At 40.2% G+C, this 19,132-nt stretch carries 20 protein-coding genes; 1 reads left to right on the top strand and 19 read right to left on the bottom strand.

Translation table 11 applies throughout. From position 1 onward, the window contains the following. Positions 1–5: 5 nt before the first annotated feature. Together EYS05_RS04870 and EYS05_RS04875 are read right to left on the bottom strand one after the other, a co-directional pair. Positions 6–863, bottom strand: a complete 858-nt coding sequence (locus tag EYS05_RS04870; RefSeq protein WP_138276726.1) for a PfkB family carbohydrate kinase — start codon at positions 861–863, stop codon at positions 6–8. Positions 864–901: 38 nt separating this feature from the next. After that, positions 902–1,870 (bottom strand): SIS domain-containing protein, encoded by a 969-nt coding sequence (locus EYS05_RS04875; protein WP_138276727.1) that lies wholly within the window; start codon positions 1,868–1,870, stop codon positions 902–904. 291 nt (positions 1,871–2,161) lie between these two features. Here EYS05_RS04875 and EYS05_RS04880 point away from each other — a divergent pair, with 291 nt between their 5' ends. Beyond that, the gene (locus tag EYS05_RS04880) at positions 2,162–2,884 is read left to right on the top strand and encodes a GntR family transcriptional regulator (RefSeq protein WP_158293306.1); all 723 of its coding nucleotides are present in this window, start codon (positions 2,162–2,164) and stop codon (positions 2,882–2,884) included. Between the two features lie 19 nt (positions 2,885–2,903). On the opposite strand, the gene EYS05_RS04885 is transcribed toward EYS05_RS04880, so the two are convergent. The 17 genes from EYS05_RS04885 to EYS05_RS04975 form a co-directional block, all read right to left on the bottom strand. After that, positions 2,904–3,899: a D-alanyl-D-alanine carboxypeptidase family protein gene (locus tag EYS05_RS04885; RefSeq protein ID WP_330575558.1), complete on the bottom strand. Its 996-nt coding sequence runs from the start codon at positions 3,897–3,899 to the stop codon at positions 2,904–2,906. Between the two features lie 273 nt (positions 3,900–4,172). Beyond that, positions 4,173–5,363 (bottom strand): site-specific integrase, encoded by a 1,191-nt coding sequence (locus tag EYS05_RS04890; RefSeq protein ID WP_138276729.1) that lies wholly within the window; start codon positions 5,361–5,363, stop codon positions 4,173–4,175. A gap of 78 nt (positions 5,364–5,441) precedes the next feature. After that, positions 5,442–5,645 (bottom strand): excisionase, encoded by a 204-nt coding sequence (locus tag EYS05_RS04895; protein ID WP_002347229.1) that lies wholly within the window; start codon positions 5,643–5,645, stop codon positions 5,442–5,444. Positions 5,646–6,018: 373 nt separating this feature from the next. Further along, on the bottom strand, positions 6,019–6,264 hold the full coding sequence (locus EYS05_RS04910) for a helix-turn-helix domain-containing protein (RefSeq protein ID WP_118329581.1): 246 nt from the start codon (positions 6,262–6,264) through the stop codon (positions 6,019–6,021). A 3-nt stretch (positions 6,265–6,267) separates the two neighbouring features. Then, positions 6,268–6,687 (bottom strand): RNA polymerase sigma factor, encoded by a 420-nt coding sequence (locus EYS05_RS04915; protein WP_119245917.1) that lies wholly within the window; start codon positions 6,685–6,687, stop codon positions 6,268–6,270. A gap of 269 nt (positions 6,688–6,956) precedes the next feature. Next, positions 6,957–7,181 carry a hypothetical protein gene (locus EYS05_RS04920; protein ID WP_119245918.1) on the bottom strand — a complete coding sequence of 75 codons (225 nt, stop codon included), beginning with the start codon at positions 7,179–7,181 and terminating at the stop codon, positions 6,957–6,959. 12 nt (positions 7,182–7,193) lie between these two features. Then, positions 7,194–7,802 carry an ABC-2 transporter permease gene (locus EYS05_RS04925; protein ID WP_138276730.1) on the bottom strand — a complete coding sequence of 203 codons (609 nt, stop codon included), beginning with the start codon at positions 7,800–7,802 and terminating at the stop codon, positions 7,194–7,196. Between the two features lies 1 nt (position 7,803). Next, the gene (locus tag EYS05_RS04930; protein ID WP_119245920.1) at positions 7,804–8,658 is read right to left on the bottom strand and encodes an ABC transporter ATP-binding protein; all 855 of its coding nucleotides are present in this window, start codon (positions 8,656–8,658) and stop codon (positions 7,804–7,806) included. A gap of 4 nt (positions 8,659–8,662) precedes the next feature. Continuing rightward, complete coding sequence (locus EYS05_RS04935) at positions 8,663–9,037, bottom strand: GntR family transcriptional regulator (protein ID WP_009264391.1); 375 nt, start codon at positions 9,035–9,037, stop codon at positions 8,663–8,665. 125 nt (positions 9,038–9,162) lie between these two features. Then, positions 9,163–10,536 carry an MATE family efflux transporter gene (locus EYS05_RS04940; protein ID WP_119245921.1) on the bottom strand — a complete coding sequence of 458 codons (1,374 nt, stop codon included), beginning with the start codon at positions 10,534–10,536 and terminating at the stop codon, positions 9,163–9,165. After that, a complete protein-coding gene (locus EYS05_RS04945; RefSeq protein ID WP_119245922.1) occupies positions 10,529–11,386 on the bottom strand; it encodes a helix-turn-helix domain-containing protein in 858 nt (285 codons plus the stop codon). The genes EYS05_RS04940 and EYS05_RS04945 overlap by 8 nt, the downstream gene beginning before the upstream one ends. A gap of 177 nt (positions 11,387–11,563) precedes the next feature. Further along, positions 11,564–12,466, bottom strand: a complete 903-nt coding sequence (locus EYS05_RS04950) for a conjugal transfer protein (protein WP_119245923.1) — start codon at positions 12,464–12,466, stop codon at positions 11,564–11,566. Between the two features lie 17 nt (positions 12,467–12,483). Then, positions 12,484–13,491, bottom strand: coding sequence for a bifunctional lytic transglycosylase/C40 family peptidase (locus EYS05_RS04955; RefSeq protein WP_138276731.1), 1,008 nt, complete (start codon positions 13,489–13,491; stop codon positions 12,484–12,486). Next, positions 13,488–15,674: a CD3337/EF1877 family mobilome membrane protein gene (locus EYS05_RS04960; RefSeq protein ID WP_138276732.1), complete on the bottom strand. Its 2,187-nt coding sequence runs from the start codon at positions 15,672–15,674 to the stop codon at positions 13,488–13,490. The genes EYS05_RS04955 and EYS05_RS04960 overlap by 4 nt, the downstream gene beginning before the upstream one ends. Continuing rightward, positions 15,674–18,124: an ATP-binding protein gene (locus EYS05_RS04965; protein ID WP_138276733.1), complete on the bottom strand. Its 2,451-nt coding sequence runs from the start codon at positions 18,122–18,124 to the stop codon at positions 15,674–15,676. Before EYS05_RS04965 ends, EYS05_RS04960 begins: the two co-directional genes overlap by 1 nt. Continuing rightward, positions 18,102–18,500 carry a conjugal transfer protein gene (locus EYS05_RS04970; protein ID WP_003061368.1) on the bottom strand — a complete coding sequence of 133 codons (399 nt, stop codon included), beginning with the start codon at positions 18,498–18,500 and terminating at the stop codon, positions 18,102–18,104. Before EYS05_RS04970 ends, EYS05_RS04965 begins: the two co-directional genes overlap by 23 nt. Positions 18,501–18,617: 117 nt before the next feature. Then, positions 18,618–19,121, bottom strand: a complete 504-nt coding sequence (locus EYS05_RS04975; protein WP_002323345.1) for an antirestriction protein ArdA — start codon at positions 19,119–19,121, stop codon at positions 18,618–18,620. Positions 19,122–19,132 lie beyond the last annotated feature (11 nt).

Raw genomic sequence — 19,132 nt, forward strand, 5'->3', positions numbered from 1 at the left:
TCCTGCTATTCATATTTTTTTCCGTAGCCAAAAGCACCTTCCATACCACAGATGCCTGCTGCAAAAGCTGCTGCCTCTTCAAGACTTTCACAGATCGCGGTTTCCTTATCCATACCAGCTTTAGTTCTTCCAATAAAGCCAGTAAGGAAAGACGCGATCAGGGAATCTCCTGCACCGAGAGTATCCTTCACTTTCTCAAGCGGAGCTGCTTCCTGGGCAAAAAATTTCTCCCCATCATAGAGAATACAGCCTTTCGCACCTCTGGAAGCCATGGCAAGTTCCGGTCCCATGGAGGTGAGCTTTTTCAGATGTTCTTCTGCCTCCTCATCGGTTCCATCAAAAGAGCAAAAAGCATATGTAACATACGGTGCCGTTTTTTCATAATATTCTTCTGTGGAATCATCGGAAAAATCGAAGGAGACCGGGATTCCGGCTTCTTTGATCTTGTGGAGCTCACTCTCTGTAAAAGAGTAATTTCCACTGTGTACCACATCGAAGCCTTTCATATATTCCAGATCAAAACGATCAAGGATATACGGTGTTTTTCCACGGATACCACCATCATTAAAATCCAGGAACTCACGGTCTCCGTCTTTTAATGTGATCCTGGAATAACCGTTTTCACCGTGAAGCTGTTTACATTTCACAGTTTCCACGCCGATTCTTTCCAGTGTATCCATGATCAGATCTGCTCTGTCGTCATCTCCGAAATATCCCATATACGCTGTTTTTTCACATCCGGCCATTTTACCGTAGACACTGACATTTACACAGTTGCCGCCTGGATACATGGTTTTTAGGTGATCATAGATATCCACAACATTGTCTCCGAACCCAAGGAGTTTTGTACTGTATCTGCTCATTTTTCCCCTTTCTCTGTGCACAGGCACAGGCAGCGTTTTTAGTATTCCACAACGCCCATATATCTTCTCATATCCAGCGGATGACGGCGTTTATCCTGCAGTGCAGTGCGGTAAACAGTTGTCATGGTATAGAAAAGCATTGGTGTAAAATATTCCACGCAGCTGTCGTCAATAGCTGCCATGCCAAGTTTGTCTGCATCGATCACTTCGTATTTTTTTCCGTATTTTTCAAGGAAAGTCAGCACACGCTCATCCATCATACGGTTTCTGCCCCTGCTCATCATAAGAATATACAGATGATCCTCATCCGTTACCTCAAACGGTCCATGGAAATATTCCGCACTGTTCAGATAACCGCAGTCCATCCACTGCATTTCCTGAAGTGAGCAGATCGCAAAGCCATATGCCTGAGAATAGGAGGCTCCGGATGCCATGATATAGAGGTTCGGTTCCTCTGAATATTTTTCTGCAAAAAGCCATGCCGCATTCTGCTGATCCTTCACTGCTGCTGCAATAATCTCATCGATCTTATCAAATCCTTCTGCGATTTTGTCATAAAGAACATATCCCGGCTCCTGTATTTTCATCAGCTCATTAAGAATACGAAGTACGATTCCCTGCGGCTTCTCTGCCTCTTTCACTCCCGGTGCCCAGTCATATACAATAGATATCCACTCATCTGTATCGCAGGCAGATCCCGGTGCATGTGTCATAGTCACAACTGCTGCACCTGCATTCATTCCTACTTTCGCCGCTTCCAGGCATTCTTTGGTCTTTCCGCTGTGAGAACAGATGATCAAAAGGCTGTCTTTTCCAAGCTTCTTAGGCGGTGTCAGTGCAAACTCTCTTGCAGGGATCCACTGTGCATCCATCACTGCTGACTCCGCACGCAGGAAATAGTATCCCGGGTACAAATCTACAAGAGATCCTCCGCATGCAAGAAAATACACATTTTTGATTGTTCCATGCTCTTCACTGATCTTATTTACGATTTTTACTGCGTCCATTTTCATCCTCCGGTTTTCGTGGAAATTCGTCTGATAATCCTCTGAATCCATTGAAAATACAGGTTTTTTCGAATTTTCAGATGATTTTCTTTCTCTTAAATTTTTGCATTTTATCTTTTTAAAAAATATAACATATTATAACGTTATAGTAAAGAGTATATTCATAATTTATGATTAATTATTCATCCTATACACATTCCTCCGCACTGCAAAGGTTTGTCTCTTACTGGACAAATATATCCGCACTATAGTAAAATATCGTTTATGAACAATCTCAGAAAGGATATTTTCATGTTAAATAAAAATTCAATCCAGCCGCTTTACAAACAGCTTATGGATATTATTACCAGCCAGATCAAAAACGGTACCTACAAGCCCGGGGAAAAAATCCCGACAGAGCCGGAGCTTGCAGAGCTTTACCAGGTCAGCAGGATCACTGTCCGACGTACAGTGGAGGAGCTTTGTACACAAGGGTATCTGATCAAGCATCAGGGCAAGGGAACTTTCGTAAAGTCTCCTATGATCTTCCGTAAATTTGAATCCCAGAAAAATATGAGCTTTTCCGAATCCTGCCGTCAGAATGACCGTATTCCGAAATCTCACGTACTGTCCTTCTGCAAAAAAAATGCGAACACCGTAACCTCTGATTTTCTGCAGCTTGCTCCCAATGAAGAAGTTTTTTTCCTGGAACGTCTTCTTCTGGCTGACAGTATTCCGGTTATTGATGTTCACACCTGGCTCCCCACACGGCTTTTCCCGGATTTTGATCCGAACGCTGTAGAAAACGGTTCTTTTTTTGAATATATAAAAAATACCTACTGCTGTACGATCGCGGAGTCCAGCCGCAGCACCATTTCTGTTACTGCAGCCTCTCCGGATATGGCAAAAACTTTGCGTCTGTCTTCCGGTGATCCTGTGCTGATCCTGGATTCCTATATGGAAGCTCCTGATGGAAGTCCGCTTTACATCAGCCGTGAATACATTGCAGGTTCCCGCTATACGATTTCATTTTGAAGAATCAAATACAGTTTATTCAGGACTCCGATCCATCACTGCCTGTCATCTGTGCCTCAATAGCCTTTCCAAGGCGGTTATAGATCTTCACCGCATCCTCCACATGGAGCGGGCTTCCGGTATTTCCCGATGCGCCTGCCGTTACCAGTATGTATTCCCTGTCGTAGACCTCTGCAAAGCTTGCAAGACACAGACCCGCCTCGCTGGTATATCCTGTCTTGCCACCCAGGATCTTGCCGCCGGTAACGGAAGGGTCAGAAAGATTTTTGAACATGGTACTGTAATATGTAATCCCGCTGGGATGGATATTCGTCACTCCTGTGGAATGCCGTGGACTCTCAATGATCTCTCTGAACGTATCGTTCCGAAGCGCATACCTGAGCAGCACCGCAATATCTCTCACCGTACTGTAATGATCCGGATCATGAAGCCCTGTAGTATCACAGAAATGCGTACCATTCATTCCAATCCTCTGTGCCTTCTTATTCATCAGCTCTACAAATCCATCCCTGGAACCGCCTACAGTATCTGCCAGTGCGATACAGCACTCCGCACCGGATGGCAGCATGGCACCATAAAGAAGATCGATGGCCCGCACGGTCTCACCGGGCTGAAATCCTGCCTGGGTGGCATCCTGCTCATAAAGCCCCTGGAACATTTCCTGGGTCAGTGTGATCTCCTGATCCAGATCATCCAGGTTCTCAATAGCCACGAGCACCGTCATGATCTTCGTCATGGAAGCCGGATAGATCTTCTCATCGCCCTTCATATTTCCGATGATCTTTCCGCCTTTTACCTGCATCAGCACTGCGTAGGGACTGTTGATACCGCTCATCTCAAGCTTACGGACAACCGGTCTCTGCAGAGACTCCATCCAGTCACCTACCCCTTTGTTCCAGCCGATGATCACTACAAGTGTCAGGATCACGATAGCCTCTACCACCAGGCAGAGTATCATTTTTATTTTGTTTACCTGTTTTTTTATTTTCTTCGCTCTACGCTTTTTTGATCTCAATTTATACTCCCTGTTCAGACAAATTCATCTGTAAGAAAAACTTACAGAAACGTTTTCCCCATCTTTTTTATATTAACATGATTATTATTTTTTATGTCAAAAACTTACTAAATTTCTGATTATCTTTTCATAAGTTGGTAAATGCCGATATATCCCGTATTTTAGGGCTTTATCGGTATTTTCTTTTTGGAAGATACCTTGCATAAGCTGGCATTTACCAGCATGAAAATGCAACCAAAAGTAGTAAATGAGTAGTAAATATAAGTTCCGATATTAACAAGCCAGTCTTTCCAGCTCTGCTTTTGCAGATTGAAATGTACCGTGTGCGTAATAACCAAGTGTCATGGTTATGTTAGCGTGTCCCATGAGATATTGCAGAGTGTTTGGGTTCATTCCTCTGTTTGCCATATTCGTACAATAAGTATGTCGGAATGAATGTGGTGTGATGTTCGGTAACTTGTCCGTGTGATACTTGTTATACTTCTTAATCAGTCCTCGCACCATGCCCTCATAGTTTCCTGCAATTTTAGGCAAGCCCTCACGGTTCAAGAATAGGAAATTGCTGTAACCACCTACAATCAGCGGTTGTGCCTTTCCTCTGTTCTTTAGTATTCTTTGGATTGCTTGATAAGCCCGTTCTGTCAATGGAAGTTCTCGTTTTCCGTTTTTGGTCTTTGGCGTTTCAATATAGTAGCCGATTTCGCTATCTTTCAATAGCTGGTGGTCTATATTGAGTATTCTGTTCTGCATATCAATATGCGTCGTCAGTCCGCAAAATTCAGAAATACGAAGTCCCGTTTCCAGAAGAAGTACAACCTCATCATAATACTTACTGTAAATCTTGTCCGTTTCCATAAAGGCAAGCAGGCGTTCTTCCTGCTCTGGTGTAAGAATAACTTTCTGCTCCGTATCATCTTCCAGAACATCACTTAGCTTAAATTCAAACGGGTTCTTTCTGATACAGTCGTCTTGTATCGCCATATAAAATGACGCTTTCAAGGAACGCTTATAGTTATCAATCGTTTTATAGGAATATCCTTTTTCACTCATTCTGATAGCCCATTCTTTAGCGTCCGACTGCTTCACAGTATCAATCGCCCTCATACCCAATGGGTCATTTTTCAGAGCATTCATAAGATACTGTCGTCCCTTTTCAGTAGCCCTTTTGATGTTCTTTCTTTGGCTGTTTTTCTTGTCGTAGAGCTGGCAGACTGTCATTTTACCGCCGACTGTGTCGATACCGTCGTTAAGGTCTTTTTTTATCTGTGCTTCTTTTTCCCTCAATGAAATATCATCACGCTTTCCAGCAGGTGTCTTGTCTGTCGGTACAAGTTTCCAAGAATAGATAAATTGTGGCTTTCCGTATATATCGGTATATTTATAAACGTATCTTCCGTCTTTTCGCTGGCTCTCTCCATTACGCAAATTGCGATTTTTACTGTCTTTTCGTTTTACATTAGACATAGTGTAAAGCTCCTTTCCGTCATGGAATGAGCCGTGATACGCTATACTTTATTATACCATATTCACGGCTCAATGACATTAGATTTCGTCCAATGTATCTATGATTTTTTCAAATTGTTTTCTCTTTATCTGAATACGATTACCGTTCACGATAACCCAGCCAGCGTCAAGATTTTCTTCAGCTAATTTACGCAATTTCTTTTCGCCAATACGGAAGTATTTGGACGCTTCTTCAATCGTCAGCGTATATTTTTCCCAGATAGGCACATCAGTATTGTTCATAATCTATGCACCCCCTTTACTGTGTGCCATTTTTTACAAGCAGACAGACGGCTTTGGAAAGCTCCGTTAGTATCTCAACTATTCCCATTCTTGTGGGCAGAACCGCACCATGCGGACGTATCATTATTCTGTGAGGGTAGGTCGTGGCAAAGCGACTTTTCCAACGGTCGCTCTCGGATCACTGCGTGGGTCGCTCGCTTTCTTTTGGAAAGGTCGTGGCGTACAGTCCCCGTGGCTTGCTACCTCACAAACGTATCTGTCTGCTTTATTCAATTTTCAAAGAACCGTGGCGAAAGCTCATAAAAGCTCTCATTTTCAAAATAGTAGCGGAGCAGGAAAGAGGGGTGTCAAATCAAACTCCGCTGAAAACTGCTTATTCTTCGATTTCTAAAGGAATATCGAAATCTAACATCATTTTTATCAATGCTTCTCTGATACGTCCTTTTAACTCCATATCCACAGCAATATAGACGTTGCCGTATTCATCATAGAGTGGACGCAGACAGCATTTTGATATGTATGGGTCATAAAATGCAAGTATCTTTTCAATCGCTTTTGCGTCCCCGTCCGTAGCTGATGAAATCAGATAAAAAGACGGTTTCTTAAACGTGCGTTTCATTTTCTACTTTTCCTCCTTGAGTATTTTTTTCATAAGTTCCAATGAGTTGTACCGATTTTGAAAAACTCCACTTCTGGAAATGTTTTGTACTCTGGCAATTTCTTCGTTGTTCATTTCCAAGAAATAGTACATCAGTAAATTTTCTCGGTTACGGTCAGACAGCTTTTTCAAGGCTTCTGCAAGTTCATCGTCATAAACACGAATATCATTGCCACAAACATTGAAAATAGTATAGTCGGTTTCGTAATCGTCCCAGACAGTAAATTTCTCAACAATAATCTCTGGAAGTTCACAGAATGGAATTTCATTCTTTTTTCTTCGCTTCAACTCTTTTTGGTAATTCTTTACAATGCCTTTGACAACTTTCTTCAATTTACTTTCAAACTGGCATTGTATTGTTTTCTGGAAATCAGACGGTTTCATAATCTCACCCCCTTTCCAGCTATGACTTGAAAAGTGTTTATCCCTCTTTCCGCACCATATCTGTACAGCAAGGTGTGATTTGTTAAGTTGAAACCGAAAAAAGTTGAAAAAATTTTTTGGGTACAAAAAAAGCCCGCACAAAACATATAGTCTGTACGAGCTTCTAAAGCTATTTCATATTCAGTTGTAAAGGTAATGCTGTTAGGTTGTATCTGAATTTGTAAGAGTGTACTTAAAGCGTTCCATAATACAAGCCCCCTTTAAAGCACTTATTTTACTGTCTTTTTCGTAATCTTATAAATATATTCTTCTGGCGTAGGGCGTTTATTGCCAAAATACTTTTTGAAATTTGCCTGCACATCAGGGTCAGTGCTGTTCATAGCTTCATCAATCGTCGCTTCTATATCCGCCCGAACATCAGCCAATGATACACCGCCAGCTTTTGCACCAGCTTTCAATGCTTTTTTTATATCACGTTTTTTTAGTCCTAACATAATAATTTGCTCCTATTGTATATCATTCTTTTCTACATATTTAGAAAGAAAATACCAAGATACTATAAATAAAATAAGTGAAAGCACAGTACTGATTGTCATTGATAAAATGTTATTTCCAATCAATTTAGTCATAACAAAAACAAAACCAGCCCCAAGAGGATATGAAACCATTGCTCCAATCATACTTTTTTCTTCATCTAATAAATAAAAGCAAGGAAGTAAAATACTGCCAGAAAAAAATGTCATTATTACACTTAAATATATAAAAGTTGGCAAAAAGTTAAAGTTTGTATCTTTGATTATCAATGAAATAGCCGTACTAAAACCTATACCAAAAAATACTCCAATAATAGATACAAAACTATACATAAGATATTTGCAACTAATAATCGAACTTTTTTTAGTTGGAAATGTAATTGATGTTTTCAAACACCCTGATTTTTTGTCAATATTAAATATAGTTGTAACACTCATACCAAGCACAATCGTGGCTATAATAATCAAAACTTGTGGCACTACAAAGAATGATATTCCAAAGCCTATGACCATAAATGTGATTAGTAAGCTTATGATTGATGATTTAATCGTATAAAAATCTTTTAAGAGTAATCCTTTCATTTTATTTATCCCCCTTTACATACATAAGCATAATTTCATCTATACTCGCTGGAACAATCATAGTCTTAGGATATTTTTGTTCTACTTGCCGTCTATTAGAAACTAATACTTGATACTCATAATCTAGTTTTCTATATGAGATAATATCCGATTTATCTATTTCATTAAATTGTGTTGAATTGCATTTTATTATTCCATAGTTTTCCAATAATTCATCTTTGGGTTTTGAGAATAATACTTTTCCCCCATGTATGAACACTATATAATCAGCAATTTTTTCTAAATCACTAGTAATGTGAGATGAAACCAAAATTGAATGTTCTTCATCTTGAATAAAATCTAAAAACATTTCTAAAATATCATCTCGAATTATAGGGTCAAGTCCACTTGTTGCTTCGTCAAGAATAAGTAATTTTGAGTTATGAGATAAAGCAACCGCTATGGAATACTTCATGTTCATTCCTTTTGAAAATTCTTTTAGTTTTTTGTTGATAGGAAGTTCAAACTTATTTAATAGCTCAAAATACTTTTTATTATTCCATTCAGCATAAATATTTTGAAAAACTTTTCCTAGCTTTTTGGGTGTTAAATTGTCGGGATAATTACTTCCATCAAATACAACACCGATATGTTCTTTTGTTTCGGCGCTGACATCTTTCCCATTGAATACAGAAATTTTGCCTTGTTCAGTAACAATCAAACCTAAAATAGCGTTAATTGTTGTGCTTTTTCCAGCTCCATTTTCTCCAATCAATCCAACGATACTTCCTTGAGGGACAGTAAAGGAAATACTATCGAGTTTGAAATCTTTGTATTGTTTTGTTACCCCGTTAAGCTCTAAAGCATATTTTCCCATAATATCATTCCTCCTCATATAATAGTGCAAGTAAAGATTGTAATTTATCCAGCTTTATTCCGCTTACCTTTGCAATTTCAATCGCTTCTGTAAAATAATTTTCTATTTTCTTTTGCTGTTCTTCCAAATAGAAATCTTGATTTTGAACGGATACAAAGCAACCTTTTCCTGCGGTTGTTTCAATAAAACCGTCCTTTTGAAGTACATCATAAGATTTTTGAACCGTTAAAACACTAATATGCAAGGATTTTGCTAATCCTCTTATAGAGGGAAGTGCTTCGCCTGCTTTTAAATCTCCATTGATAATCATTGCCTTTATTTGTGAAGAAATTTGTTCATAAATCGGTATGCTGGCATGATTATTGATAAAAATATCCACTATATCACCGCCTTGTCTTATACTGTATTGCTAATACAAGTACAGTATAATATTATATGATACGATTGTCAATGAATTTAGGCTTGTAAACATTCAAAAACTTTGCTTACAAGCCTAATTATCATTTATCCTACAATCTTCCAGTTCTGTATTTTTTCATAACTGTTATTCTGATTGTTCCACGAACACCAAAGACGAAAATTCAAATATAATGAAATACATAGTGTTAATATTTCAGCAACGGGAACAGCCAACCATACACCTGTTATCTCAATGAACTGAGGCATTACCAACAAGCCTATCATTATAAAGCCGAATGTCCTTAAAAAAGAAATCAAAGCAGATAGCTTACCGTTAGATAATGCAGTAAAAATTGCAGATGAAAATATATTGAAGCCCGAAAAAAGAAAACTAAATACAAATATCATAAATCCGTTTATTGCAATTTTATATACCGCTTCATTTGTCCCAGTAAATAAACGTACCAAACTATTTCCATTTATAAAGGATAACGCAAAAATAAATAATGAACCTACAAAAATGAAAGAAATACAGATTTTATATATTTTCTTTAATCCGTAATAATTGTTTGCTCCAAAATTATAGCTAATAACTGGGGCAACACCCATTGAAAAACCAATAAATAATGTTGTAAGCAAAAATTGTGTATATATAATTATGGTAATAGAAGCCACACCATTTACACCTAATAAATTCATCATTGTGCGATTGAAAAAGAATGTAGTAATTGCCGTTGAAAGCTGACTAACCATTTCTGATGAACCATTTATACAACTTTCTCCAAGTACTTTAATGTCTATAATAGGTTTTACAAAAGACAATGTTCCCGATTTTTTACAAAAGACAATTAGCCCCGTAATTGCTGGTATCAAATAACCAATTCCAGTTCCCAATCCTGCACCGGCAATCCCCATGCCAAATATAGCCATGAAAAGATAATCAAATACGATATTCATTACACCAGCACTTACAGAAAGAACAAGTCCTAAAGTTGGTTTTCCTGCTGTTACAAATAAATTTTGAAATAGTACCTGCAACATACTTGCAGGTGTAAACAGTAAAATAATAGTTAAATAGTCTTTACAATATGGAAATAAAATCTTATCAGCTCCAAGAGCATATATAATTTCGTCAATAAAGATAATTCCTAGAATGAAAATTACTACTCCCAAAATAAAACCAAATAAAATAAGTAGTGTAAAATCCTGTTTTGCTCGTTTGGGTTCTCCTGCCCCCATTTTTCTTGCAACTATGGCACTACCACCCGTAGCTATCATTGTTCCCAATCCTACTATTAAATTGATAACGGGACAAACAATATTGATTGCTGATAAAGCATTTGTATTGACAAATCGTGATACAAATATGGTATCTACAATTGTGTAAAGCCCCATAAATAACATCATGGATATGGTCGGGAAAGCAAATTTTAATAAAGACCCAGTATTAAAATCTTTTGCAAGAGGATTACTATTCATTTGTACTACCCCCATTTTTTGAAAATAATACTAATTTTTGTGTAGGATAACCAAATTCAACTAATAATTCTGCTTCTGCAAAGCCTAATTCTTTGTAAGCCTTACGATACCCTGTATCAGCTTTGTCGCCCTCACGGAATGTTGTTACAGAAATGTTTTTATCTATTAAAAGTTCATTCATAACCTTATCTAAAAACATTTTTGTAATACCACATTTACGATATAAAGGGTGTACTCCAAAAAAATCAATACTTCCCGTATGATAGTTAATAGACATCAAAGCAATGGCAATATCATTATCACTTAAAATCAACACTCTTTGCTCTAAAATACCTTTTTCTAATTCTATTAAGTACTCATTCTCATTCAAATTTGGAAAACCGTCTATTACTAAATAAGCTAGTTCTAGGCAGGCAGGTATATCTGTTGTTGTAGCAAATCTGATATTTTCTTCCATTTCTTGTTGTGATAATTTTTGTTTAACTGTCTGTATCAAATCAAATCTAAGCTGTAACGGATAAAATTCTTCATTCATTCGATATTCGTTAGGCGTTTTCTTATACATCTGCTTAAAAATATTTGTAAATGCCTGCTGACTTTCATAACCAGCAATAAGCGAGATTTCAAGAATAGATTTATCAGAAAACACTAAAAGTTTTGCAGACTCTGTTAATTGTCTGCGTTGTACATAGTCATGTATAGACAATCCAACAGTTTCGACAAACATTCTATGCAAATGATATTTTGAATATCCAACACCCATTGCAATAGAGGATAAGTTCAGCTTTTCTGTGAGATTGTTTTCTATGTAATTGATGACCATTATAATGTTTTCAACCTTATTGACCATTACAGCACCCTCCTTTCAGCTTAGATTATAATAAATAGTTTTCTTCAAGTTTTAATATATATTGCGGTTTTTGCATGAATTACTATTTTAGCGTATTCAGAACTATTTGTGAACATAATTCGATGAAAATGTAGTTTGCAAATCATATTTCTATGACATGCAAACTACTTTTTTGAATTATCCAACAATCTTCCAATTACTATCTTTATGTAGCACAAGTTCATACTGCGATACCTGCGTAGCCTTTGTCTGATTATCAAGGAATTTTACGGCAACCTTGACTTTCACATTGTCCCCGTCCTTTGTAAAGATAGGGTTTACCAATTCAGAATAAAGGTAGTCCCTGCCGATAGGTTCAAGCACATTTCCAGTTACATAGTAAGCAAGCTCTTTTTCCGTAGCTGTCGGGTACAGCTTAAAGAATGTTTCCAAAAATGCGGTAGCGTCATTGACGGTATCAGCGTCTACACTTGCGTCTGCTTCTGGTGTCTTTGGCTCATAGTCTGATTTCTCGATTGCTGGTGCAAGGGTAGGATTATGAACGATTACCATATCCCCGTCAGCGTCCACATGGACTTTTACGGTATAGGTTGCCTTGACATTCCTTGTCTGTTCTCCCTCTTTTATCTGCTGATCTACTTCGTAGGTAGCAGAAAAAGTATCTGTTCCCGATTGCTCGATATTCCATACAAGCACATCTGTAACTGTGGAACTGGTCGGTATATCGGTTCTAATGGTATCTATATTCAAGTCCTGCAATTCTTTTGTCAGATAGCCGTTGATTGCCTGCGTCCTTGCTTCAATCGCTTCTTTGCTGTTACTCCATGTGTAGTAGGACTTTGCAAAATTCTTCACGAAATTTTCAATCCCGTTGGTGTCATGCAAGCGAAGCTCTATGATTTCTTTTTCATGGGTCGTGTGCTGGTCGATAGCGGTAAAATTCTTATACACCCCAAAGCTCACGCTTGCGATAAGCACCACCCACAACGCAATCACGGTTTTCTTATGTGTGCCTACCTTGACAGTACGCACCTTTTTTTCTTTGACATTTTCAGTCGATTTCTTATTCTTCTTAAACATATTTTTTCAAGTCCTTTCTATTGTTTTACTCGTCCTGCACCGATTAAGTGCTGTTGCCAGTAACTACTACTTAGGTCTGCATATCCTATCGGGTCGCCTGCATGGTACATCTGATTATTTCCTACATAAATGCCGACGTGGGTTACATGCGAACCAGCGTTATAGGTAGAATGGAAAAATACCAAGTCCCCAGCCTTTGCCTGCGAAAGCGGAAGATGTTGGGTAGCGTCATACTGCATTTGTGCTGTTCTCGGTAAGGAGATACCAGCTTTTCCATAGCACCATTGCACAAGTCCGCTACAATCAAAGGAAGTGTTCGGGTTACTGCCACCATACACATACTTCCAGCCTTGATATTTCAACGCTTCATTCATAATCGCTTGTGCCGTCGCATTATCAAAATGTGCCACGGTCAGATATTGATTGACTAATTCGACGTAGAACATATTTCCGTAACCATACCGCCAGCCCCCGTTCTTCGCAACGGCTATCGGGTTGGTGTAGGTTACTTTCTTTCCACCCGATTTTTCACGGGCGAAGCTCTCTGCAAGATTAAAGGTGTGTTTCTTTCCTTTTCCTGCCACATATCCCACATAGCCACCGCCATAGTTATAAGACTGTATCGCTACATTCAAATCGTCGATACCTTGATTTTTGCAGGAAGAAAGCAGGGACGCAAAATACTTACACCCCTGCTTGATTGAGCTTTCCGTATCTAAGGAATTAGGCGGTAAACCAAGACTTTCCGAACTCTGCATAACATCTTCTGCCGTACCGCCACTTTCTACTTGAATGATAGCCAATAGCACATTGACATACTCGGAAATACCGTATTCTCTGGCGTACTTTTCTACCATAGGCTGATGTTTCAAGACTTCTGCGGATAAGTTCATACCCGTAATGCCAGAAGAAAAATTGCTGTTCTCATCGTCGCTGTCCGCACTAATCAAGACACCAAAGAAAAGCACCAGAGAAAAGAGGATAGGAAACAGAGTGCCAATGATAGCGATATGTTTCAGTTTCATTTTTTCTTCTGTCCTTTCTTCATCACAAGGTTACGAGTTTTCTCTGTTGTCTGCTGGTTCTTTTGGACGCTCTGCGTCTGCTGAACCTTTGTCCTGTGGTCTTTTGTGTAATTCTGGCGTGTTTCCTGCGATACCACTTTTTCTACATTCTGCCTATGTACTGGCTGTGCAGGTTGGGTCGCTTTCTTATCAGAAGCACCAGAAGATAACGGACGCTCTTTGATAACATTTGCCTTGACTGGCTCACTTGCTTTTGAAGTGGTCGCTGTAGCAGGACGTTTGATTTCCTGCATTTTTTCCGCACTCGTCTTTGAAGCTGTGGCTGGTCGCTCATGGGGACGGGTAGCTCCCGTTGTCGCTGATCCGTCAGCCTTTCGCTGTGCCTGCCTTGCTTCTTGTGCCTTTTGAAGCTCCATACGTTTGTCAGCGATATTCTGTCTATGCTGTTCCTGCTTTTCCAAACGTCCCGTCTGTCTGGACTGCTGTTCCTGCACCATGCCACGCTTAAAGTCGGACACGCTGGACTTTGCCTTTTCCTTTGCGGAATACACCGCATAAGCGGTCTGTGTTGGCATATCCTTGATATTTTCTTTGACAGCATTTGCCTTGTCTTTCACTTTATTTTTTGTATCTAAAACAGCACCCACCTTTGAGCCTGCACGTTGTCCCATGCTGGAAGATGTATTACCCCGACTGTCTTTTGTAGCTGTGTTCCTTGTCGGTTTTCTGTTTGAAATCGTGCTACCTGCCACCGCACCAGCGACACCGCCAGCAGTAACCGCACCAGCAAGCCGTCTTTCCATACGCCTAGCCCTATGTGCCAAGTATAGATATGGTCTGCGGAATATCCTGCGTCCCATGCTTTGACTGTCGTTAGCGTTCAAAGAGAACATACTCATTAAATCGCCCAGCTTCATATAAATACCAGCGAAACATACTATCTGCAAGAACGCTACCATAAAAAATGGATAGTCCGTGGAGATGTTATAAAACATACTGGAAATGCTGAACGCCACCGTTACAATGAGCGTTATTCCTGCCCGTGTCATTATGGTATTAAATACCCTTACGATTGCCTGCTTTGCCATGCTTTCATAGCTCGGTATCATAGAGAGCAGGAAACTAATCGGCAGGAACATAGCGAAAATGATAAAAAGTATCTGGCTGAATAACATCATGCCCGTAAGCAAGAATACAAATATCGTGATACCTAAGTTGAAGAACAGTAGGAAGAACACCATACCCAAGCGGTTCACGACCTGCGGTATCGTCAGATTGTTGTTGTCGTTGTCCTCGATTTCTGTTTTCACGACTTCCTCTCTGGTCTTTCCGTCCTCGTCCTCTGGACTTGCCGATACAAGAGCTTCTACACGGTTTGTCCCGATTTCCTCTGCGTTGCTGTTACCGAATTGAAGTAAGAGCCACGGCTGTTCCACTTGAATAGAAAATAAGCTGTCCCGTATCAAGTCCACGCTATCCTTGCCCTCGCTGTCAGAGTTAGGGAGCATGATTTTTGTTCCCAAGTCAAGTGAAGCGGTACTGATGTCTGATGAAAATTCATTTATCTTCTTGATGTAATCGGGAGCATAGGCAATAAATGAAGCCGATAATACGAACACCACCACAAAGTTGATAACGGCGTGAAGTGCCTTGCTGGTTTCCCGTTTGATAAGTCCCGTATATGCAACATAAAGTCCCACCACTAAGATAATGAGAAGCAGGAAACCAACATAGAAGCCAGAGCTGGAAAAGCCATTCTCGGTAACACCTGCAAGGGTCTGTATGCTCTTTCCGATACTGTCTGCCATATCGTTAATAAAATCAAGTTTGTAGGCTTCCTGCACCACATAGCCCGTGGCATTGCTTAAATAAAGGCTTATCGTCCAGACAAAGTTGGTAATGCAGTAAAGCCCGTACTGTACTGATTTTCCAATCCCGTCCAGCCAGTTCCACGGAAGCCACGACCAGCTATTATCTACATAAAAATCAAGCTGGTAGTTGGAAAGCGGATATTTTGAGTAAAGATTTTCTGTGTTTATGGTATCGTCCACAAGCCCCGTCGCATGAGCCACCGTCCCCAGAAGTGAAAGCAGGATAAGGGAGAGTGCCACCACGAACAGAGCCATTTTGAGAAAGTGGAAAATCTTCTTTTTTGTGAACGCACCTTTTATCTTTTCTTTCATCACTCCACCTCATTTCTCTGTACGGGCGGTCTGGTATCAAAGGCGTGTAGCAGTTCTTCAAAGACTGGGTGTATCTGCACCACACCGACACGCCCGTATAAGTCCTGCAATAAGCATTGTCCGTTCTCCAAATCACGCAAGCGTTTCTGGTTGTTTTCGTCGTCCTTGTCGATACCGAAAAATTCTAAGGTCTGCTTTATCTCGTTGATGTCCGTACTACGAAATGCAAACTTCAAGCCGATATTGTTTTTCAGACTTTCCTTTGACACGTCCCCAGAAGATTGTGTAACGAAATAAACGCCTGCCTGCATAGCTCGTCCAGCACGCACCAGCTTATTTGATAAGGTTTCGCCTTGTGCCACATTTAAGAACGCCCACGCTTCGTCCAAATCGACAATCTTAAAAATACTTCTGTCGGAATGGATAAAATCTAATGCAAAGGTACTAATCACAATCAGCATAGACACCGACAATAATTCAATAGTCGTGTATTCCTCAAAGGTCGTGTCCTTATCTGGCAATACTAAGTCCGCTACTTGAATGATATTGAGCTGGTTATCCAGACTGATAGCATTTTCCACCGTACCGTCTGAAAACAGCAGGTGTGCAAAATCGTAGTCCGTGAAACTGTCGATATGGTCTGCGATATTTCTTGATATGGGTGTATCTTCACGGCGTAGCTCGTCTATCACATGGAGCAAGCCCCGACTGTCGCTCTGGGTAACGGAACGCACCGCTTTTCGTAACACGGGGAATTTTTCGCCGTCCCTAGAGGAAATACCCGTTAAAAATGTTAAGATGTCGATTGCCAGACTTTCAGCGTCTTTTACATTCTTCATAATCACAAACGGGTCAAGAAGTCCTGCATTGTCCTTGTCGCTGGTAAGATTTACGATATTGATTTCATGGGCGATTTCTGGAAGTGTTTCTTTCCAGTTGCCTCTCTCGGCTTTGGGGTCTAAAATGACTGCTTGACCGCCAAACAGCACCGCATAATATACAAGTAGATTGTTGCAGAACGACTTTCCACCGCCAAGCGAACCGACAAAAGCAGAAGCAAGGGCATTTGTAACTGTGCCTTTTACGCCTTGCGAAGCTAAAGACGGTTGCAGGTACACATTTCTTCCCGTATCAACGGAATATCCCATATAGATACCCGTAGTTTCCCCTAACTGCTGTGTCGCACCAAAGCCAAGCCCTGCCAAGAAGTCTGATTTTACATACTGCACATAGTCATTGATATATCGCTTGCTGGCTGGTAAAAATTCAGAATGAAGCCCCAGCATATCCCCAGCAGGACGCACCAGCTTTACATTGAGGTCGTCGTAAAAGTCCTTGACTTCATCACAACGGCGTTTCAGCTCGTCAAGATCGGGTGCAGACACCCGTATGACATAGCTTAACTTATACATACTTTCTTTGCTCTGGTCTAAGTCTGTTTCCAGCTCGTCCACGCTGTCTAAAGCGTCCACCACATTTGAACTGGTTTCACTTCCTGCTTGATAGGCGTGATTGTCAAGGTCTTTCAATTCCTTTTTCTTATTTCTTACTGTCGTTAATGCTTTTCGGTTCTCCACGATTTCTACATTCATGGAAGTATCAACGGGGAATGTGAATTGCTGTTGCTGGAAATAGAAGATTTCACTTGAGGGAAAATCAAGCTCGCCTACAATCGCATTGACGGTAAAATAGGACACATAGCTTTCCTTGTCCTCATGTTCCAATCGTAAATACCGCTGGCTTTCCTCAATCACACACCTTGTCGGACGGATAAGGTCATAGTGTTTTATCAGCGTTTCTTTATTCAATTTCTTCTTTGGTAGCTGGTACTCATAATCTTCATAGGCGATACCGTCCCTGCCGTAAAGATGTTCCATGAGATAGCCAAAATCATGGATTTCCAAGCGACGCACTTTGAAACGCCTTGAGATTTTATTTTCCAGTAACTTTTCCATTTTCATGTAACGGTTGATTTCATCATTCGGCATGGAAACAAAGTCATTCATCAGCGTGTGGTTCACTTCATGGAGAAATTCCGTAAATGTCAGCCACGCCGATTTTTTCATGTTCTTCAGATTGAGCTGTTCTTCCGTAACCATGAGCTTAAAGCCAAGAAAAAAGCGGTAGTCCACTTGATTGTCCCCAATCATAGATACTAACGCTTCGGTCTGCTCGTCTATCTTCTGGCAGGCAACTTCCTTTAATTTTCCCGTTACCAGCTTTTTTGACTGCTCCTGCTGACTTCGGATTGAGCTTTCTGTGGCAATCTGCAAGGCATGAATTTTTCCCTCACGGGACTGTGCGATAAGCTGGCGAAAGCTGTCATGCACGATAAATTTCTGCTCTGCGGATAGAAAAGAATAGTTGTACGGTATCAGCTCATAGTAAGCGAACACCTCATTGTCCTTGTTCCAGACAAGGTTGTTGTCAATATATTTTATCGGGAACATAGTTCACACTCCTTACTGCCGTGATTGTTTCATTGAGTATCTGCTTATGCAGTTTTACGGCTTTTCCTGCATAAGTGATTTTCGGTCGCAGGGCATAGGTTATCTGTGATTTCAAAAAGCTGTACGGCTTCTTTCCGTCAAAGGTTTTCTGCGACATAAACCAAGTGAGAGCAACGGGAATACCAAAATATTTGAGAAATGCTCCCTCAATCATGGAAAGTGGGGGAATATCCCCAAACAGAATGATGATAAATTCTGTAATCACAAACCATGTAATCTGTGTAAAGGTAACGGGAAAGGGTAAGTTAAAGTCATTGATTGCATACAAGACTTTTTCCACGTTCCAGATACCCGTATAAGATTTAATCTTTTTCAAGTTCTTTCAGCTCCTTTCGTAAGTTCTAAATGAGAAAAGGACAGCCATGTTTCAGACTGTCCCTTAAAGAGAAATACGCTGTCAGTAGCAACCATGCTTGTTGCTGATCTTCCAGCGTTAATATGGTATCTCGCACATACCTCGGCTTGTTTCAATAAAGCAACCGCCCATATCCAAATCTCGTCCGTAGGCTTCATAGTCAATGTAGTTCTGTAAGCTGGGTGGAATATCCCCAAGTGCCTGCAATTCGTCTATATAGTAGTAGGCAACGTCTGTCATGGTTTCACAGTCGGGATAATAATAAATATCGTCCTTGTGTTCCACGACTTCTTCCAGCGTCCCGTAGTGGCTGATAAATTCGTCCAGACATTCTACGATATAGTCGGGAAGTTCCTCTATCATTTCATACATCTCATTGAGTTCTTCAATGGAAACATACTCGCCAATCGCAATGGGGAAGTTATCGGTATCATGGATTGCGTATTCCTCATACTGTTCATTCAAGCCGATTTTTTCTTTTACATCTTCCTCGTCAATGGGAAATGTGAACCAAGCACCGACTAAATAGCCCTCATTGTATTTACCAAGATTAGCAATATAAACCGCCATATCATCAATCATAAGCACCACCT

It is taken from the genome of Blautia sp. SC05B48 (assembly GCF_005848555.1).
GTDB lineage: Bacteria > Bacillota > Clostridia > Lachnospirales > Lachnospiraceae > Blautia_A.